The sequence below is a fragment of the Cellulosimicrobium funkei genome (assembly GCF_900155925.1).
Classification (GTDB): domain Bacteria; phylum Actinomycetota; class Actinomycetes; order Actinomycetales; family Cellulomonadaceae; genus Cellulosimicrobium; species Cellulosimicrobium funkei.
This window is the reverse complement of the sequence record NZ_FTMI01000003.1, coordinates 452,473-468,291: the sequence shown is the minus strand read 5'-3', so window position 1 is coordinate 468,291 and position 15,819 is coordinate 452,473. Positions and strand designations below refer to the sequence as shown.

The 15,819-nt window shown below is 73.3% G+C and carries 13 protein-coding genes; 11 read left to right on the top strand and 2 right to left on the bottom strand.

Annotated elements, in window-relative coordinates:
* The first annotated feature begins 51 nt into the window (after window positions 1-51).
* The 3 genes from aspS (at window position 52) to BXA05_RS10265 (ending at window position 3,983) form a co-directional block, all read left to right on the top strand.
* Window positions 52-1,887 carry an aspartate--tRNA ligase gene (gene aspS, locus BXA05_RS10275; protein WP_082774340.1) on the top strand — a complete coding sequence of 612 codons (1,836 nt, stop codon included), beginning with the start codon at window positions 52-54 and terminating at the stop codon, window positions 1,885-1,887.
* Window positions 1,888-2,106: 219 nt separating this feature from the next.
* Window positions 2,107-3,594, top strand: coding sequence for a glycosyltransferase family 2 protein (locus BXA05_RS10270; RefSeq protein WP_240949321.1), 1,488 nt, complete (start codon window positions 2,107-2,109; stop codon window positions 3,592-3,594).
* Entirely contained in the window at window positions 3,591-3,983 is a 393-nt protein-coding gene (locus BXA05_RS10265; RefSeq protein WP_076404904.1) for a hypothetical protein, read from the top strand. Before BXA05_RS10270 ends, BXA05_RS10265 begins: the two co-directional genes overlap by 4 nt.
* On the opposite strand, the gene BXA05_RS10260 is transcribed toward BXA05_RS10265, so the two are convergent.
* Both BXA05_RS10260 and BXA05_RS10255 read right to left on the bottom strand, forming a co-directional pair.
* Window positions 3,959-4,717: a response regulator transcription factor gene (locus BXA05_RS10260; RefSeq protein WP_076404903.1), complete on the bottom strand. Its 759-nt coding sequence runs from the start codon at window positions 4,715-4,717 to the stop codon at window positions 3,959-3,961. The two genes, BXA05_RS10265 and BXA05_RS10260, sit on opposite strands and share 25 nt — an antisense overlap.
* A 90-nt stretch (window positions 4,718-4,807) precedes the next feature.
* Window positions 4,808-7,066: an MMPL family transporter gene (locus tag BXA05_RS10255; RefSeq protein ID WP_076404902.1), complete on the bottom strand. Its 2,259-nt coding sequence runs from the start codon at window positions 7,064-7,066 to the stop codon at window positions 4,808-4,810.
* Between the two features lie 109 nt (window positions 7,067-7,175).
* On the opposite strand from BXA05_RS10255, the gene BXA05_RS10250 reads away from it, so the two are divergent.
* The 8 genes from BXA05_RS10250 (at window position 7,176) to BXA05_RS10215 (ending at window position 15,814) form a co-directional block, all read left to right on the top strand.
* Window positions 7,176-8,669 (top strand): replication-associated recombination protein A, encoded by a 1,494-nt coding sequence (locus tag BXA05_RS10250; RefSeq protein WP_061267269.1) that lies wholly within the window; start codon window positions 7,176-7,178, stop codon window positions 8,667-8,669.
* A gap of 197 nt (window positions 8,670-8,866) precedes the next feature.
* Window positions 8,867-9,493: a 30S ribosomal protein S4 gene (rpsD, locus tag BXA05_RS10245; protein ID WP_021483439.1), complete on the top strand. Its 627-nt coding sequence runs from the start codon at window positions 8,867-8,869 to the stop codon at window positions 9,491-9,493.
* Between the two features lie 247 nt (window positions 9,494-9,740).
* The gene (locus BXA05_RS10240; RefSeq protein ID WP_076404901.1) at window positions 9,741-10,139 is read left to right on the top strand and encodes a DUF948 domain-containing protein; all 399 of its coding nucleotides are present in this window, start codon (window positions 9,741-9,743) and stop codon (window positions 10,137-10,139) included.
* Window positions 10,139-10,498: a hypothetical protein gene (locus BXA05_RS10235; RefSeq protein ID WP_076404900.1), complete on the top strand. Its 360-nt coding sequence runs from the start codon at window positions 10,139-10,141 to the stop codon at window positions 10,496-10,498. The genes BXA05_RS10240 and BXA05_RS10235 overlap by 1 nt, the downstream gene beginning before the upstream one ends.
* Before the next feature lie 66 nt (window positions 10,499-10,564).
* On the top strand, window positions 10,565-13,252 hold the full coding sequence (gene alaS / locus BXA05_RS10230) for an alanine--tRNA ligase (RefSeq protein ID WP_076404899.1): 2,688 nt from the start codon (window positions 10,565-10,567) through the stop codon (window positions 13,250-13,252).
* The gene (gene ruvX / locus BXA05_RS10225; protein ID WP_228485331.1) at window positions 13,249-13,785 is read left to right on the top strand and encodes a Holliday junction resolvase RuvX; all 537 of its coding nucleotides are present in this window, start codon (window positions 13,249-13,251) and stop codon (window positions 13,783-13,785) included. Before alaS ends, ruvX begins: the two co-directional genes overlap by 4 nt.
* The gene (mltG, locus tag BXA05_RS10220) at window positions 13,782-14,939 is read left to right on the top strand and encodes an endolytic transglycosylase MltG (protein WP_076404898.1); all 1,158 of its coding nucleotides are present in this window, start codon (window positions 13,782-13,784) and stop codon (window positions 14,937-14,939) included. Before ruvX ends, mltG begins: the two co-directional genes overlap by 4 nt.
* Window positions 14,936-15,814 (top strand): shikimate dehydrogenase, encoded by an 879-nt coding sequence (locus BXA05_RS10215; protein WP_076404897.1) that lies wholly within the window; start codon window positions 14,936-14,938, stop codon window positions 15,812-15,814. Before mltG ends, BXA05_RS10215 begins: the two co-directional genes overlap by 4 nt.
* The last annotated feature ends 5 nt before the right edge of the window (window positions 15,815-15,819 follow it).

Genomic DNA, 15,819 nt, shown 5'->3' with positions numbered 1-15,819 from the left:
CCCCCGCTCCGGGAGCGCGACCCCCCACCGCCCACCTGGAAGGAACCCTCCGTGCTGCGCACCCGAACGGCCGGCTCACTGCGGGCCGAGCACACCGGTCAGACCGTCACCCTCACGGGCTGGGTCGACCGTCGGCGCGATCACGGCGGCGTCGCCTTCATCGACCTGCGCGACGCCTCCGGCATCGCCCAGGTCGTCATCCGCGACGAGGCCGTCGCGCACCCGCTGCGCAACGAGTTCGTCCTCCAGGTCACGGGCGAGGTCTCGCGCCGCCCCGACGGGAACGAGAACCCGTCGCTGCCCACGGGCGAGATCGAGGTCGTCGCGACCGACGTCGTCGTGCTCAACACCTCCGAGGCCCTGCCGTTCCAGGTGTCGACGGCGCTCGCGGACACCGAGACGATCGGTGAGGAGGCGCGCCTCAAGCACCGCTACCTCGACCTGCGCCGGCCCGCCCCCGCGCACGCCCTGCGCCTGCGCGCCAAGGCGAACCAGGCCGCGCGCCGCGTGCTCGACGCCGAGGAGTTCGTCGAGATCGAGACCCCGACGCTCACCCGCTCGACGCCCGAGGGCGCGCGCGACTTCCTCGTGCCCGCGCGCCTCGCGCCCGGCTCCTGGTACGCGCTGCCGCAGTCGCCCCAGCTGTTCAAGCAGCTCCTCATGGTCGCGGGCATGGAGCGCTACTACCAGATCGCGCGCTGCTACCGCGACGAGGACTTCCGTGCGGACCGCCAGCCGGAGTTCACGCAGCTCGACGTCGAGATGAGCTTCGTCGAGCAGGACGACGTCATCGCGCTCGCCGAGAAGATCCTCGTCGCGCTGTGGGAGCTCATCGGGTACACGATCCCGACGCCCATCCCGCGCATGACCTTCCACGACGCCATGCGGCTCTACGGGTCCGACAAGCCCGACCTGCGGTTCGGCAACCCCCTCGTCGAGCTCACGGACTACTTCCGGAACACCCCGTTCCGGGTGTTCCAGGCCGAGTACGTCGGCGCCGTCGTCATGGCGGGCGGGGCCTCGCAGCCGCGCCGCCAGTTCGACGCGTGGCAGGAGTGGGCCAAGCAGCGCGGCGCTCGCGGCCTCGCGTACGTGACGTTCGGCGAGGACGGCACGCTCGGCGGCCCCGTGGCCAAGAACCTGTCCGACGCCGAGCGCGAGGGCCTGCGCGAGGCGACCGGCGCGCAGCCGGGGGACGCCGTGTTCTTCGCCGCGGGCAAGACGTCGGACTCGCGTGCCCTGCTCGGTGCCGCGCGCCAGGAGATCGCGAAGCGGACGGGTCAGATCGACGACGACGCATGGGCGTTCGTCTGGATCGTCGACGCGCCGCTGTTCAAGCCGACCGGCGAGGACGACGACGTCGACCTGGGCCACTCCGCCTGGACCGCCGTGCACCACGCGTTCACGTCGCCCACGCCGGACTGGGTCGACACGTTCGAGCAGAACCCGGGCGAGGCGCTCGCCTACGCCTACGACATCGTGTGCAACGGCAACGAGATCGGCGGCGGATCCATCCGTATCCACCGTCGCGACGTGCAGGAGCGCGTCTTCGACGTCATGGGGATCGGGCCCGAGGAGGCGCAGGAGAAGTTCGGCTTCCTGCTCGACGCCTTCAAGTTCGGCGCGCCCCCGCACGGCGGGATCGCGTTCGGCTGGGACCGCATCGTCGCGCTGCTGACGAAGTCGGACTCCATCCGCGACGTCATCGCGTTCCCCAAGTCGGGCGGCGGGTACGACCCGCTGACGCAGGCACCCGCCCCGATCACGCCCGAGCAGCGCAAGGAGGCGGGCGTCGACGCGAAGCCCGCCGCCCCGTCGCGCGACGGCGGCACCGAGGGCGGCGCGGACGGCGACACGGCCGGCGAGAGCGGGCGCACGGACGCCTGACCCCAGCACGCTCGACGCCGAGGGCGCGCCACCCCGCCGGGTGGCGCGCCCTCCGCGCGTCCGGGCCACGGGGACCGCTGCCGCGGTGCGGCACGAGGCCCGGACCCGGCGAGGACGAAGGCCTGAGCACGTCCCGCGCGCGGATCTTGAGCAGATCCTGAGGTTTCGCTGCGCCGACTCGGCGGGTGCCTCGCGCCGGGTCGCGCAGGATCGTGCTCGTTGAACCCCACGACGAACGAGGCACTCATGACCGCCCTGCTCACCGACCGCGACCCGGTCGACGTCGACGAGCCCGCGCCCTTCGGTACGGAGCTCGACCGCTACCAGTTCACGCCCGACGAGGTCGTGGTCCAGGAACCCGCCCGTCGTGCGACGATCGGCGCGATCATCCCTGCCTACAACGAGGGCTCGACGATCAAGTCCGTGCTCAAGGGCATCTTGCGGCAGACCCGCCTGCCGGACGTCGTGCACGTCGTGGTCAACAACACCAGCGACCGCACGTTCGCCAAGGCGTCCAAGCTCGCCGGCGAGCACACGACGCGCCGCCGCGGCGTCGAGCAGACCACGCGCGTGTACGTCCACGACCTGGGCGCCCTCGCGGACAAGAAGGTCGGCGCGCTCAACTACGGGTACCGCCTTGTGCGCGGCGCCGACTACCTCCTCGGCGTGGACGGCGACACCGTGCTGGCCAAGGACGCCGTGGAGCGGCTCGAGGCCGAGATGTCGTCCGACCCGCGCATCGGCGGGATCTCCGCGATCTACACGGTCGACAACGGCTCCCCGCGCGGACCCCTCGGCGGGTTCCTCCTCACCGGCCAGCGCGCCCAGTTCGCCGCGTTCAACATGCAGAACCTCCTGCGCGGGCGGAACATGGCCGTCCTCGGCGGCCAAGCCTCGCTGTTCCGGATGTCGGCGCTCGAGGCCGTCATGCTCGCGCACCACCAGCGCGACCCGTGGGTCTCCGACTCCGAGGTCGAGGACTCCCTCCTCAGCCTGCAGATCAAGTCGCTCGGCTACTCGACCAAGATCTCCGCGACCGCGCGCGCGACGGTCGGCGGCATGACGACGCTGCGTGCGCTCGACGGCCAGCAGGTCAAGTGGAACTACGGTGCGATCGACCTCATGTGGCCGGGTCAGCGTGGTGACACGCGAGGCCAGCCGTTCCACCCCAACCTGCGGCTGCGCTGGATGGAGAACGTGAGCATGCTCGTCAACGCCGCCACGCGCATCCTGTTCGGGCTGCTCGTCGCCGGCGCGCTGAGCCTTCACGCGTTCCGCTTCTCGCCCGTCTGGCTCGTGCCGCCCGCCGTCGCGGTCGCGCTCAACCTCCGGACGGCGCTCTCCATCAAGAGCCGTACCTGGCGCGACGTGCTCTTCGCCGCGACCCTCGTCCCGGCCGAGGCCTACATGTGGATCCGCATCGGGCACTTCGTGCGCGCGTGGTCCAAGTTCCTCTCCCGCTCGCGCACCGACAACTGGGCTGCGCAGGCCAAGGCCGAGCGGGGCACCGGATGGGCCTACCTCAGCCCGCTCCTCGTCGCTCTGGTCGCTCTCGCCGCCGTGGTGTGGGCATGGACGACGATGACGCCGGGAGCCCAGTCCGCCGTCCTGTCCCTCGGGTGGCCGGTGCTCGGCGTGGTGACGATCCTCCAGACGTTCTTCATGCTGCGCCGGCTCGTGCGCCGCCACCACGGCCTCCGCGCGTGAGAGAGGACCTGCGCCGGGCGTGGACGGCGCTCGAGGACGACCTGGACGGTGACGTGCAGGCCGTCCGGCGCTTCTTCGTCGCGTACCGGGACCTCGTCGTCCCACGCGTCGACGCGGCGGCGGTCGCGCTCGCCCGGGGCGACGACGAGGAGGCGCGCAGCACGCTGCTCACCGTGCGGTCGACGTCGCTCATGGTCGGGGCCGCGGAGGTCGGGGACGCCGCCTCCGCGCTGCTCGACCGGCATTTCGCCTCGCACCGTACGACCGCGGACGAGGCGCGCGCGCTCGGGACGCTGCGGGCCGTCGCGCGCAGCGCGTGCGACGAGGTGGCGCTGCTGCTCGGCGACCCGCCGCCCGCCGCCGGTCAGCCCTTGGGGTCGAACCGGTAGCCGACGCCGCGCACGGTGCGGATCCACCGGGGCGACGACGGACCGTCGCCGAGCTTGCGGCGCAGGTTCGCGATGTGCACCTCCACGCTGCGCCGGTCCGCGTCCGTGACGTACGTGCCGGCGTCGTACTCCTCGCCCCACAGGACGCGGACGAGCTCGTTGCGGCTGACGACGCGACCCGCCGCCTCGACGAGCGCTCCCAGGAGGTCGTACTCGCTGCGCGTGAGGTGGACGGCCTCGCCGTCGACCGTGGCGGTGCGGCGCGGGACGTCCAGCAGGAGCCCGTCCGACCCCACGAGGGTCGGCTCGTGGTCCGCCGGGGCGGGCCGGGCGGCGTCGGCGCCGTCCGACGGCAGGCCGCGTCGCGGGCGCCGCAGGAGGGCCTCGATGCGGGCGCGCAGCTCGCGCGGGCGGAACGGCTTCGTCTGGTAGTCGTCGGCACCGGCGTCCAGGCCCATGAGGGTGTCGATCTCGTCGGTGCGCGCGGTGAGCATCACGATGTAGGTGTCGGAGATCTGACGGATGCGCCGGCACACCTCGAACCCGTCGATGTCGGGCAGGCTCACGTCGAGGGTCGTCACGACCGGGTCGGTCCGCCGGACGAGCTCCACGCCCTCGACGCCGGTCGCGGCCGCCTCGGTGACGAAGCCTGCCTGACCGAGCACCGTCTGCAGGAGATCACGGATCTCCGCGTCGTCCTCGACGATGACTGCGGTGCGTGTGTTGTCCGCCATCCGTCTCCCCCCGTGCGACTGAGTCTGCCGCCTACCGTAGCCGCCCGCGGGAGTGCCCGCGCACGAACCGTCCTCGCCGGTCGGAGCGTCTCAGTGGGTGATCGCGAGCCGACGGTGCACCCGGCGCAGCGGCCCGGGTGCCCACCAGTTGTACCGCCCGAGCAGCGTCATCGTCGCGGGGACCAGCAGGAGGCGCACGATCGTCGCGTCGATGAGGACGGCGACGGCGAGCGCGAACCCGACCTCCTTGATGACGAGCAGGTCCCCGAACACGAAGCCTGCGAACACGACGACGATGATCGCCGCCGCCGACGTGATGATCCGCCCGGAGCGCTGCAGGCCCAGGCGGACCGCCTCGTCGTTGGAGAGCCCGGCGTCGTACAGCTCCTTGATGCGCGCGAGCAGGAACACCTCGTAGTCCATGGCGAGACCGAACGCGAACGCGACGACGAGCGCGACGACGTACGTCTCGATCCCGCCCACGGACGAGAAGTTCAGGAGCCCTTCGAGGTGGCCGTCCTGGAAGACCCACACAAGGACCCCGAGCGAGGCGGCGAGCGACAGCGCGTTCGTCAGGAGCGCCTTCACCGGCACGACGACGGAGCCGGTCATGAGAAACAGCAGCACGAGCGTCGCGCCGACGACGATCCCCACGGCCCACCACACGCGCTCGCCGAGCGCCTCGAGGAAGTCGACCTGTCCCGCCGCCTGACCGGTGACCCACACGTCGAAGCCCGGGTCCGTCGCACGGACCTCCCGCACGACCGACACGGCCTCCGGCCCGCCGGCGTCGTCGGTGTCGACGTGCACGCCCACGACGGCGTACGACCCCAGCGGGGCCGCCGGGTCGACGCTCTCGACCCCGTCGAGCGCCGCCACGTCGTCGGCCCACGCCTGGGCGTCCTCGACGCTCGCGTCCACGACGGCGACGACCTGGGCGCCCGCACTGGACGGGTACTGCGCGGCGAGCTCGTCCACGAACTCGCGCTGGGGAGAGCCCTGGGGGAGCAGCTCGATCCCGGAGTTCCGCAGCTGCAGCCCGAGCACCGGCAGCGCGAGGACCACGAGGAGCGCCGCGGTGGTGAGCAGCACCCACAGCGGGTGCCGCTGGACGCGCCCGGCGAGACGGGAGAACGCGCCCTCGTCCGACTGCACGTCCGCGGTCCGGGCGAGGACGCGGCGCAAGCCCGGAACCCGGCCGAGCAGCCCCGGGCGGGCGAGGCGGCGACCCGAGTACGCGAGCAGCGCCGGGACGAGGGTGAGCGCCGTCGCGACGGCCACGAGCACGACGCCGAGCCCGGCCGCCCCGACCGCGCGCAGGATGTCCGGGCGGAACACCATGAGCCCCGCGATGGAGATCGCGACCGTCAGCGCCGAGAACGCGACCGTGCGGCCCGCGGTCTCCATGGTGCGCACGAGCGCCGCGTGCACCACGCCGTCGCCGCGCCGCCGGCGCAGCGACGGGTCGTCGTCCGCCTCGATCAGCCGGTGCAGCTCCTCCCGGAACCGCGACACCACGAGCAGCCCGTAGTCGATGGACAGGCCCAGGCCGAGCAGGGTGACGACGTTGACGATGGAGGCGTCGACGTCGAGCACGTACGTCAGGCCCAGCAGCACCCCGAGACCGGCACCGATCGACGCGACGGCCCCGGCCATCGGCATGGCCGCGGCGAGGAAGCCGCCGAAGACGAGCACCATGATGAGCAGCGCCACGGGGAGGGCGACGGCCTCTCCCGTCGTGAGGTCCTCCTTCACCTGGCTCGTGATCGCCTCGACGATGAGCCCGTTCGACCCCACGAGGCCCGTCGCGTCGCCCGCCGCCTCCGGGGCGGCGTCCGCGAGCACGCCCGGCACGGCCTCGAGCTGCTCGACGACGCGGTCCGCGACCGCGTCGGTGCGTTCGGCGTCGAGGTCGGTGCGCAGCGTCACGACCGAGAGGAAGCCGCGCCCGTCCTGCGCGACGAGCGACTGCGCCGCCGGGTCCTCCACGCCGCCCGGGATCACGTACGGGTCGATGACCGTGTCCACGCCCTCGACGGCGACGAGGTCGGCATCGACCCCCGTCATCGCCTCCACGACCTGCGGGTCCGCCGGGTCGACGCCGGACACCAGGAGCGTGATCTCCGTCCCGCCCTCGTCGTTCTCCGCGAGGACCTGCGACGCCCGCTCGCTGTCCGAGCCCGGGATCGTCGGCGCGCCCGTCGTCACACGGTCGAACACGCTCTCCCCGTGGACGCCGAACAGCGCCAGCGCGAAGCCGAGCGCTGTCAGCAGGACCCACACGACGACGGTGAGACGCGGGTGGCGGGCGACACGACGACCGAGGCTCGAGAACACGAGCGCCAGCATCCCACCCGCCCGCGCCGCGTGTCAGATCCCCCGCGCCCCGGGGCCGGACGTTCACCCGACCTCCTCGACCCGGCACCGCCGCGTGGGCGGCGGTGCGTAGGCTCGAGCCATGTCCACCGGTGATCTCTTCGGCGGCGACCTCTTCGGTGCCGCCACGTCCGGCGCGCAGGGCACGCCGCGACCCGGACCGGGGGCCCCGCTCGCCGTGCGCATGCGCCCCGCCACCCTCGACGAGGTCGCGGGCCAGTCCCACCTCCTCGTGCCCGGCTCGCCCCTGCGGCGGCTCATCCGGTCCGGCAGCGAGAGCGACGCGTCCGGCGGCCGCGCCGCGCCCGGCTCCGTCATCCTCTGGGGCCCGCCCGGCACCGGGAAGACGACGCTCGCCTACCTCATCGCGACCGCCTCCGGCCGCCGCTTCGTCGAGCTCTCCGCCGTGACCGCGGGCGTCAAGGACGTGCGCACCGTCGTCGAGGACGCCCGGCGCCGCCTCGCCACCGGCGGCGAGGAGACCGTCCTCTTCATCGACGAGGTGCACCGCTTCTCCAAGTCCCAGCAGGACGCGCTCCTGCCCAGCGTCGAGAACCGTTGGGTCACGCTCGTCGCGGCGACCACGGAGAACCCGAGCTTCTCCGTGAACTCACCCCTGCTCTCCCGCTCGCTCCTGCTCACGCTCCAGCCCCTCGGGGACGACGACGTCCGCGCCCTCGTGCGGCGCGCCGTCGCCGACGAGCGAGGGCTGGGCGGCCTCGTCGCGCTCACCGACGAGGCCGAGGACCACCTCGTGCGCCTCGCGGGCGGCGACGCGCGCAAGGCGCTCACCGTGCTCGAGGCCGCCGCGGGCGCCGCGCTGTCCGACGCCCCGGTGCCCGTGCCCGCGACGGCCGTCCCTGCCGACGACGACGCCGCGCTCCCCGAGGGTGCGGGGAGCGGCACGCCCGACGCGGGCCCCCCGCCGGTGCCCGTCGACCTCGACGCGGTCGAGCGCGCCGTCGACGTCGCCGCCGTGCGGTACGACCGCGACGGCGACCAGCACTACGACGTCGTGTCCGCGTTCATCAAGTCGATGCGCGGCTCCGACGTCGACGCCTCGCTGCACTACCTCGCCCGCATGATCGCGGCGGGGGAGGACCCACGCTTCATCGCCCGCCGCATCGTCATCGCCGCCGCGGAGGACGTCGGCATGGCCGACCCCTCGGCGCTCCAGACCGCCGTCGCCGCCGCCCAGGCCGTCCAGCTCATCGGCATGCCCGAGGGACGCATCGTCCTCGCCGAGGCCGTCGTGCACCTCGCGACCGCGCCCAAGTCGAACGCCGCCTACCTCGGGATCGACGCAGCGCTCGCGGACGTGCGGGCCGGTCGGGCGGGGTCCGTCCCGCCGCACCTGCGTGACGCGCACTACCCGGGCGCCAAGCAGCTGGGGCACGGCGCGGGCTACCGGTACGCGCACGATGCGCCGCACGGTGTCGCGGCGCAGCAGTACCTGCCGGACTCTCTCGTGGGGTCGCGGTACTACACGCCGACGGACCGCGGGTACGAGCGGCAGGTCACGGAGCGCCTCGGGCGCATCCGCGACATCCTCGACCAGGACGGCCCCGCGCGCTGACGGGGCGGGGACCACGGCGCCCCGCGTGCGGTAGACTGCTCAGGTTGCCTTCGCGGCGACCACCTGGGACCTCGGCCCCGACCCCTCGCTCCTCCTCGCGGTGGAGCGTGCGGTCCATCGGCTGGTCCCGCACCCGGACCCGGTTCTCGGGACCAGGTGTGACGTCAGAACCCGAACGACAGGAATGAGATACCGCTGTGACGTCTGTCAAGCGCTCGCGCCGCCAGGTCCGCCTGAGCCGCGCCCTGGGCATCGCCCTCACCCCGAAGGCCGTCAAGCACTTCGAGAAGCGCCCGTACCCCCCGGGTGAGCACGGCCGCGCCCGCCGCCGCACCGAGTCGGACTACGCGGTCCGTCTCCGCGAGAAGCAGCGTCTGCGCGCCCAGTACATGCTCCGCGAGAAGCAGCTCGCGCGTGCGTACGAGGACGCCCGCAAGGACAAGGGCCTGACCGGTGAGGCGCTCGTCGAGAACCTCGAGATGCGTCTCGACGCCCTCGTGCTCCGCGCCGGCTTCGCCCGCACCATCCTGCAGGCGCGCCAGGCGGTCACGCACCGCCACATCCTCGTCGACGGCAAGATCGTGGACCGCCCGTCGTTCCGCGTGAAGCCCGGCCAGACCCTCCAGGTCAAGCCGAAGAGCCAGGCGACGACGCCGTTCCAGGTCGCGGCCGCGGGTGCGCACCGCGACGTGCTGCCGGCCGTCCCGGGCTACCTGGACGTCCAGCTCGAGAAGCTCAGCGCGGTGCTCACGCGTCGCCCGAAGCGCGCCGAGGTCCCCGTGCAGTGCGAGGTCCAGCTCGTCGTCGAGTACTACGCCCGCTGATTTCTGCCCCGGACGCCTCGCTCACCGCTTCGTCGGCGAGCGGGGCGTTCGTGCGTCCGGGCCGGCGCGTCGGCCCGCCCCCGCGAGGGCGCCGTCGCGCCGTGCCCGACGACGGTCCCCGCCCTGGTGCGGGTAGTGTTTCGCGGAGCCGTGGGTACGTCCGCGAGGAGCCCGCGGCGACGACCGTCCCGCGCGTACGGCGCACGGGTGCCGCGCCCGCGGCACCGTGACTGGCACTGGAGGAAGAATGTCCCTGGGAGATGTGGCCGGCCTCATCGCAGCCGTCGCGTTCGTGCTGCTCGTCGGCCTGCTCGCGGTGCCGCTCCTCAAGCTCGGCCGCGTGCTCGACGAGGCGCGCGCGAGCATCAAGGAGGTCACCGACCACTCGGTGCCGATCCTCGACGAGGCCGCGACGACCGTCGCCACGACGAACAGCCAGCTCGTCAAGGTCGACACCATCACCACGTCGGCCGCCCAGGTGAGCGAGAACGTCTCCGCGCTCACGGGCCTGTACGCCGCCACGTTCGGTGCGCCGCTGGTCAAGGTCGCCGCGTTCACGTACGGCGTGCGCCAGGCTGCCGCGCGCTCGTTCGGCCGCCGGCGGTCGTCGGGCAGCTCCGCGAGCCGCGCCGAGGGGTCGCGCTGATGCGCCGGGTCTTCTGGATCGGCGTGGGGGTCGCGATCACGGTCGTGGTCGTCGTGCGCGGCAAGAAGGTCCTCGCGCGCTACGCGCCGGCGTCGCTCGTGGACCAGGCGACGGAGCAGGTGAACGGCCTCGGCGAGAAGGTCGTCGAGATCGCCCGCGACTTCCGCACAGAGTTCGCGCTCGCGCGCGACGCCCGCGAGCAGGAGCTCATGGCGGCGCTGCTCGCCGAGGGCCAGGAGGACCCGGACGCCGTCCGCGCGCGTCGCGCGGCCGGACGCCACGCGCGTCCCGCCGCCGCCGACCGGGACGCGTTCGACGACACGGACGACGTCGAGGACCTGCTCGGCTACTCCTTCTAGGACGCCGAGCCCGCGGCGCCCACCGCACCACCCCGCACGACCACCGACCTCTTTCCGAAGGACATCATGCGCACCGCCGAGATTCGCAAGCGCTGGCTCGACTACTTCGCCGACCGCGACCACACCGTCGTGCCGTCGGCGTCGCTCGTCTCCCCGGACCCGTCCACGCTGTTCACCATCGCGGGCATGGTCCCGTTCATCCCGTACATGACGGGCGAGCAGACCCCGCCGTGGGACCGCGCGACGAGCGTCCAGAAGTGCGTGCGCACCCTCGACATCGACGAGGTCGGCAAGACGACGCGCCACGGCACGTTCTTCCAGATGAACGGCAACTTCTCGTTCGGGGACTACTTCAAGGAAGGCGCGATCACCTACGCCTGGGACCTGGTCACGGGCTCGCGCGACGAGGGCAAGTACGGGTTCGACCCGGAGACCGTCTGGGTCACCGTCTACCACGACGACGACGAGGCGCGGCAGCTCTGGAAGCGCATCGCCGGCCTGCCGGACGAGCGCATCCAGGCCCGCGGCAAGAAGGACAACTACTGGTCCACGGGCCAGCCCGGCCCCGCGGGCCCGTGCTCGGAGATCTACATCGACCGCGGTCCGGAGTTCGGCCAGGAGGGTGGCCCCGTCGTCGACGAGGACCGCTACCTGGAGATCTGGAACCTCGTCTTCATGCAGTACGCGATCGACGACGTGAAGTCCAAGGAGGAGTTCCGGATCGTCTCGGAGCTCGCGCGCAAGAACATCGACACGGGCATGGGCCTGGAGCGCGTCGCCTACCTGCTCCAGGGCAAGGACAACCTCTACGAGATCGACGAGGTGTTCCCCGTCATCACCGCGGCCGAGGCGCTCTCGGGCAAGCGCTACGGCGCGAACCACGAGGACGACGTCCGCATGCGCGTCGTGGCCGACCACGTCCGTTCGGCCCTCATGATCATGAGCGACGGCGTGCGCCCGTCCAACGAGGGCCGCGGCTACGTGCTGCGCCGTCTGCTGCGCCGCTCGGTGCGCGCGATGCGCCTGCTCGGCGTCGAGGACCGCGCCATGCCCGCGCTGCTCCCGGTGAGCCGCGACGCGATGGCGCCGTCGTACCCGGAGGTCGCGACGGACTTCGCACGCATCTCCGACGTCGCCTACACCGAGGAGGACGCGTTCCGTCGCACGCTCACGGCCGGCACGACGATCCTCGACACCGCCGTGTCGCGGGCGAAGGCCGCGGCCGGCTCGGGCGGGACGCCGCTGCTCGGCGGGGACCAGGCGTTCGCGCTGCACGACACGTACGGCTTCCCGATCGACCTCACGCTCGAGATGGCCGCCGAGCAGGGCGTCCAGGTCGACGAGAAGGCGTTCCGCGCGCTCATGACCGAGCAGCGCCAGCGCGCGCGCGCCGACGCGCTCGCGAAGCGTTCCGGCGGCGTCGACACGGCCGCGTACGAGTCGCTCGCGTCCGAGCTCGCGGCGCCCGTGGAGTTCCTCGGGTACACCGAGTCGTCCGCGGCGGTGCGCGTCGCCGGCCTGCTGGTCGACGGCGTCCCCGCCCCGGCCGCGACGGCCCCGGCGGACGTCGAGGTCGTGCTCGACCGCACCCCGTTCTACGCGGAGGCCGGCGGCCAGCTCGCCGACCACGGCACGATCGTGCTCGACGGCGGCGCGACCATCGAGGTCGACGACGTGCAGCGCCCGATCAAGGGCCTGTCGGTGCACCGCGGCCGCCTGGTCGAGGGCACCGCGGCGCTCAGCGACCCGGGCACGGCGACGATCGACCGCGACCGCCGCAAGGCGATCAGCCGTGCCCACTCGGCGACGCACATGATCCACAAGGCGCTCCAGGAGTCGCTCGGCAAGGACGCGACGCAGGCCGGGTCGGAGAACGCGCCCAGCCGCATCCGCTTCGACTTCCGCCGCTCGTCCGCCGTGCCCTCGGGCGCGCTCTCGGAGATCGAGGAGCGGGTCAACACGCAGCTCCAGGAGAACCTCGAGGTCACGGACCAGCTCATGCCGATCACCGAGGCGCGCGCCCTGGGGGCGATGGCGCTGTTCGGCGAGAAGTACGGCGACACCGTGCGCGTCGTCTCCATCGGCGGCGACTGGTCGCGCGAGCTCTGCGCCGGGACGCACGTGCAGCGCACGGGCCAGCTCGGTCTCGTCACGCTGCTCGGCGAGTCGTCGATCGGCTCGGGCGTGCGGCGCGTCGACGCGCTCGTCGGGGACGGCGCGTACGGGTTCCAGGCGAAGGAGCACGCGCTCGTGGGCCAGCTCACGGGTCTGCTCAACGTGCGCACGGAGGAGCTGCCCGACCGGGTGAGCACGCTCGTGTCGCGCCTGCGCGACGCCGAGAAGGAGCTCGCGCAGCTCCGGCAGGCGCAGCTCCTCGCGGCGGCCGGCACGCTCGCCGCCGGGGCGGAGCTCGTGGGCGGCACGCGCGTCGTCGTGCACGACGCCGGCGAGGTCGCGTCGGCGGACGACCTGCGCGCGCTGGCGCTCGACGTGCGCGGCCGGATCGGCGAGGCGGAGCCTGCGGTCGTCGCCGTCGGCGGCGTCTCCAAGGGCCGCCCGCAGGTCGTCGTCGTGACGAACGCCTCCGCGCGCGCGGCCGGGCTGCGTGCCGGCGTGCTCGCCAAGGCCGCGGCCCAGACGCTCGGCGGTGGGGGCGGCGGCAAGGACGACATGGCCCAGGGCGGCGGCACGGACGTGTCCGCGCTGCCCGCCGCCCTCCGGGGCGTGCGCGACGGCGCCGCGGCGGGCGCGTGACCGGCCTGCCCGTGCAGCCCGCCGACGACGGGCGCGCCCCCCTCCCGCGGGGGGCGCGCCTCGGCGTCGACGTGGGCAGCGTCCGCGTCGGCCTGGCCGCGAGCGACCCCGACGGGCTCGTCGCGACCCCCGTCGAGACCCTCGCGCGCGACACGCGCGGCGGCGCGGCGGTCCCCGCCGACGTCGCCCGCATCGCGGCCGAGGTCGAGGAGCGCAACGCCCAGGTCGTGTACGTGGGCCTGCCGCGTCACCTCTCGGGCGGGGAGGGGGCCGCCGCCCAGGGCGCGCGGGCGTACGCTGGTGCGGTGGCTCGCGTCGTCGCACCGGTGCCGGTGCACCTCGTCGACGAGCGGATGACGACCGTCAGCGCCCACCAGGCGCTGCACGCGTCGGGACGCGCCGGTCGCAAGCACCGGAGCGTCGTCGACCAGGCCGCCGCCGTTATCATTCTGCAATCCGCTCTCGAGGCCGAGCGGGGCGCGGGGGTGCGCGCCGGAGAACCTGTAGACCCGACAGGAGACCACCGACCGTGACCGACCTGTTCGAACGGCCCGCAGTCCAGGGCGAGCAGCAGCCCGCGCGCTCCTCGCGCGCCGAGCAGCGCGCGCGCCGGGCCGCGAAGAAGCGACGCCAGCGTCGGCGTCGCCGGGCCCTCGTGGTCCTGCTCGTCTCGCTCCTCGTGGTGGGCGGAGCGGGCTACCTCCTGCTCAACAACGCCTCGGACCTCTTCGGCTTCGCGAACCCGCTCGAGGCGAAGGACTTCGACGGCCCGGGGACCGAGCCCGTCGACGTCGTGATCGAGCCCGGTTCGACGGGCCGCGACATGGGGGCCGTGCTCACCGAGGCGGGCGTCGTCGCGAGCTCCGCGGCGTTCGCGAACGCGTTCGAGGAGAACCCGAACGCCGGCAAGATCCAGCCGGGCACGCACACGCTGCTCCTCGGCATGTCGGCGAAGGACGCCGTCGCACGTCTCGTGGCGAACGACTCGCGCGTCGAGACGAAGATCACGATCCCCGAGGGGAGCACGGTCTCGCAGATCCTCGAGAAGGCGTCCTCCGTGACCGACATCCCGGTCGCCGACTTCCAGGCGGCGATGGCGGACACCGCCGCGACCGGCCTCCCGGCCGAGGCGAACGGCAACTACGAGGGCTGGCTCTTCCCGACCACGTACGTCCTCGAGCCGCAGGACAAGAACGCGCTCGCGATCATCCAGGGGATGGTCAGCCAGACGGTGATGAAGCTGGACGAGCTGGGCGTCGCCCCCGAGAACCGGGAAGCGGTGCTCATCAAGGCGTCGCTCATCGAGCGCGAGGCCGGCCGGGACGAGGACCGTCCCAAGATGTCTCGCGCCATCGAGAACCGTCTGGCGACGGGTATGCCTCTGCAGATCGATGCGGCGGTGGCCTACGGGACGGGCAACCCGCCTGGATACCAGGTCAAGCCGGAGGACACGCGCGACGCCAGCAACCCGTACAACACGTACGCCCACAACGGTCTGCCCCCGGGGCCCATCGCCTCCCCGGGCGCGGCGTCCATGCAGGCGGTGCTCAACCCTGAGCCCGGTGAGTGGCTGTTCTGGACGACGGTCAACTACGACACGAAGGAGACCCGTTTCGCGGTCACCCTCGCGGAGCACAACCGGAACGTCGACGCGTTGAAGCAGTGGCTCGCGGAGAACGAGGGGTGAGCACGACGCGCCCGCCGCGACGTGCGGCCGTCCTCGGTCACCCCGTCGCTCACTCGCTGTCCCCGGTGCTGCACCGTGCCGCGTACGACGCGCTCGGGCTGGACGGGTGGTCGTACGAGGCGATCGACACGACCGAGGAGCAGCTCCCGGCCTTCGTCAACGGCCTCGACGCCTCGTGGGCGGGCCTGAGCCTGACCATGCCGCTCAAGCACGCGGTGATCCCGCTGCTGGACCACGTCGACCCGCTCGCGAACGTCGTCGGGGCGGTCAACACGCTCGTGGTGCAGCCCACGGGCGGGACGCGACCGACGTTCGTCGGGACGAACACCGACGTGCACGGCCTCGTCGCGGCGCTGCGCGAGGGACTGGGGGAGCGGGAGGTGCGCTCCGCCGTCGTGCTGGGCGCCGGGGCGACCGCCGCCTCGACGCTCGCCGCGCTCGCGCAGCTGGGCTGCACGGCGCCGACCGTCCTCGTACGCTCGCTCGGGCGCACGGGCAGCCTCCAGCGCGCCGCGCACCGGATGGGCGTCGAGCCGCGGTTCGAGGTGCTGGACGTGGCGTCGCCCGCGCTCGTCGACCGCCTCGCGCGCACGGACGCCGTCGTGGCCACCCTGCCGTCGCGTGCTGCCGACCCGGTGGCGGACGCGTTGTCACGGGCCGGGGCGACGCTCGGTGGAGTGCTCCTCGACGTCGTCTACGACCCCCGGCCCACCGCGCTGTCCGTCGCCTGGACCGCGGGCGGCGGAACCGTCGTCGGCGGCGAGCGGATGCTCCTGCACCAGGCGGCCGAGCAGGTGCGGCTCATGACGGGCAGGGCCGCGCCGCTGGCGACGATGGACCGCGCCCTCGGCTCCGCGCTCGGCGCCCCGGTCTGAGCCCG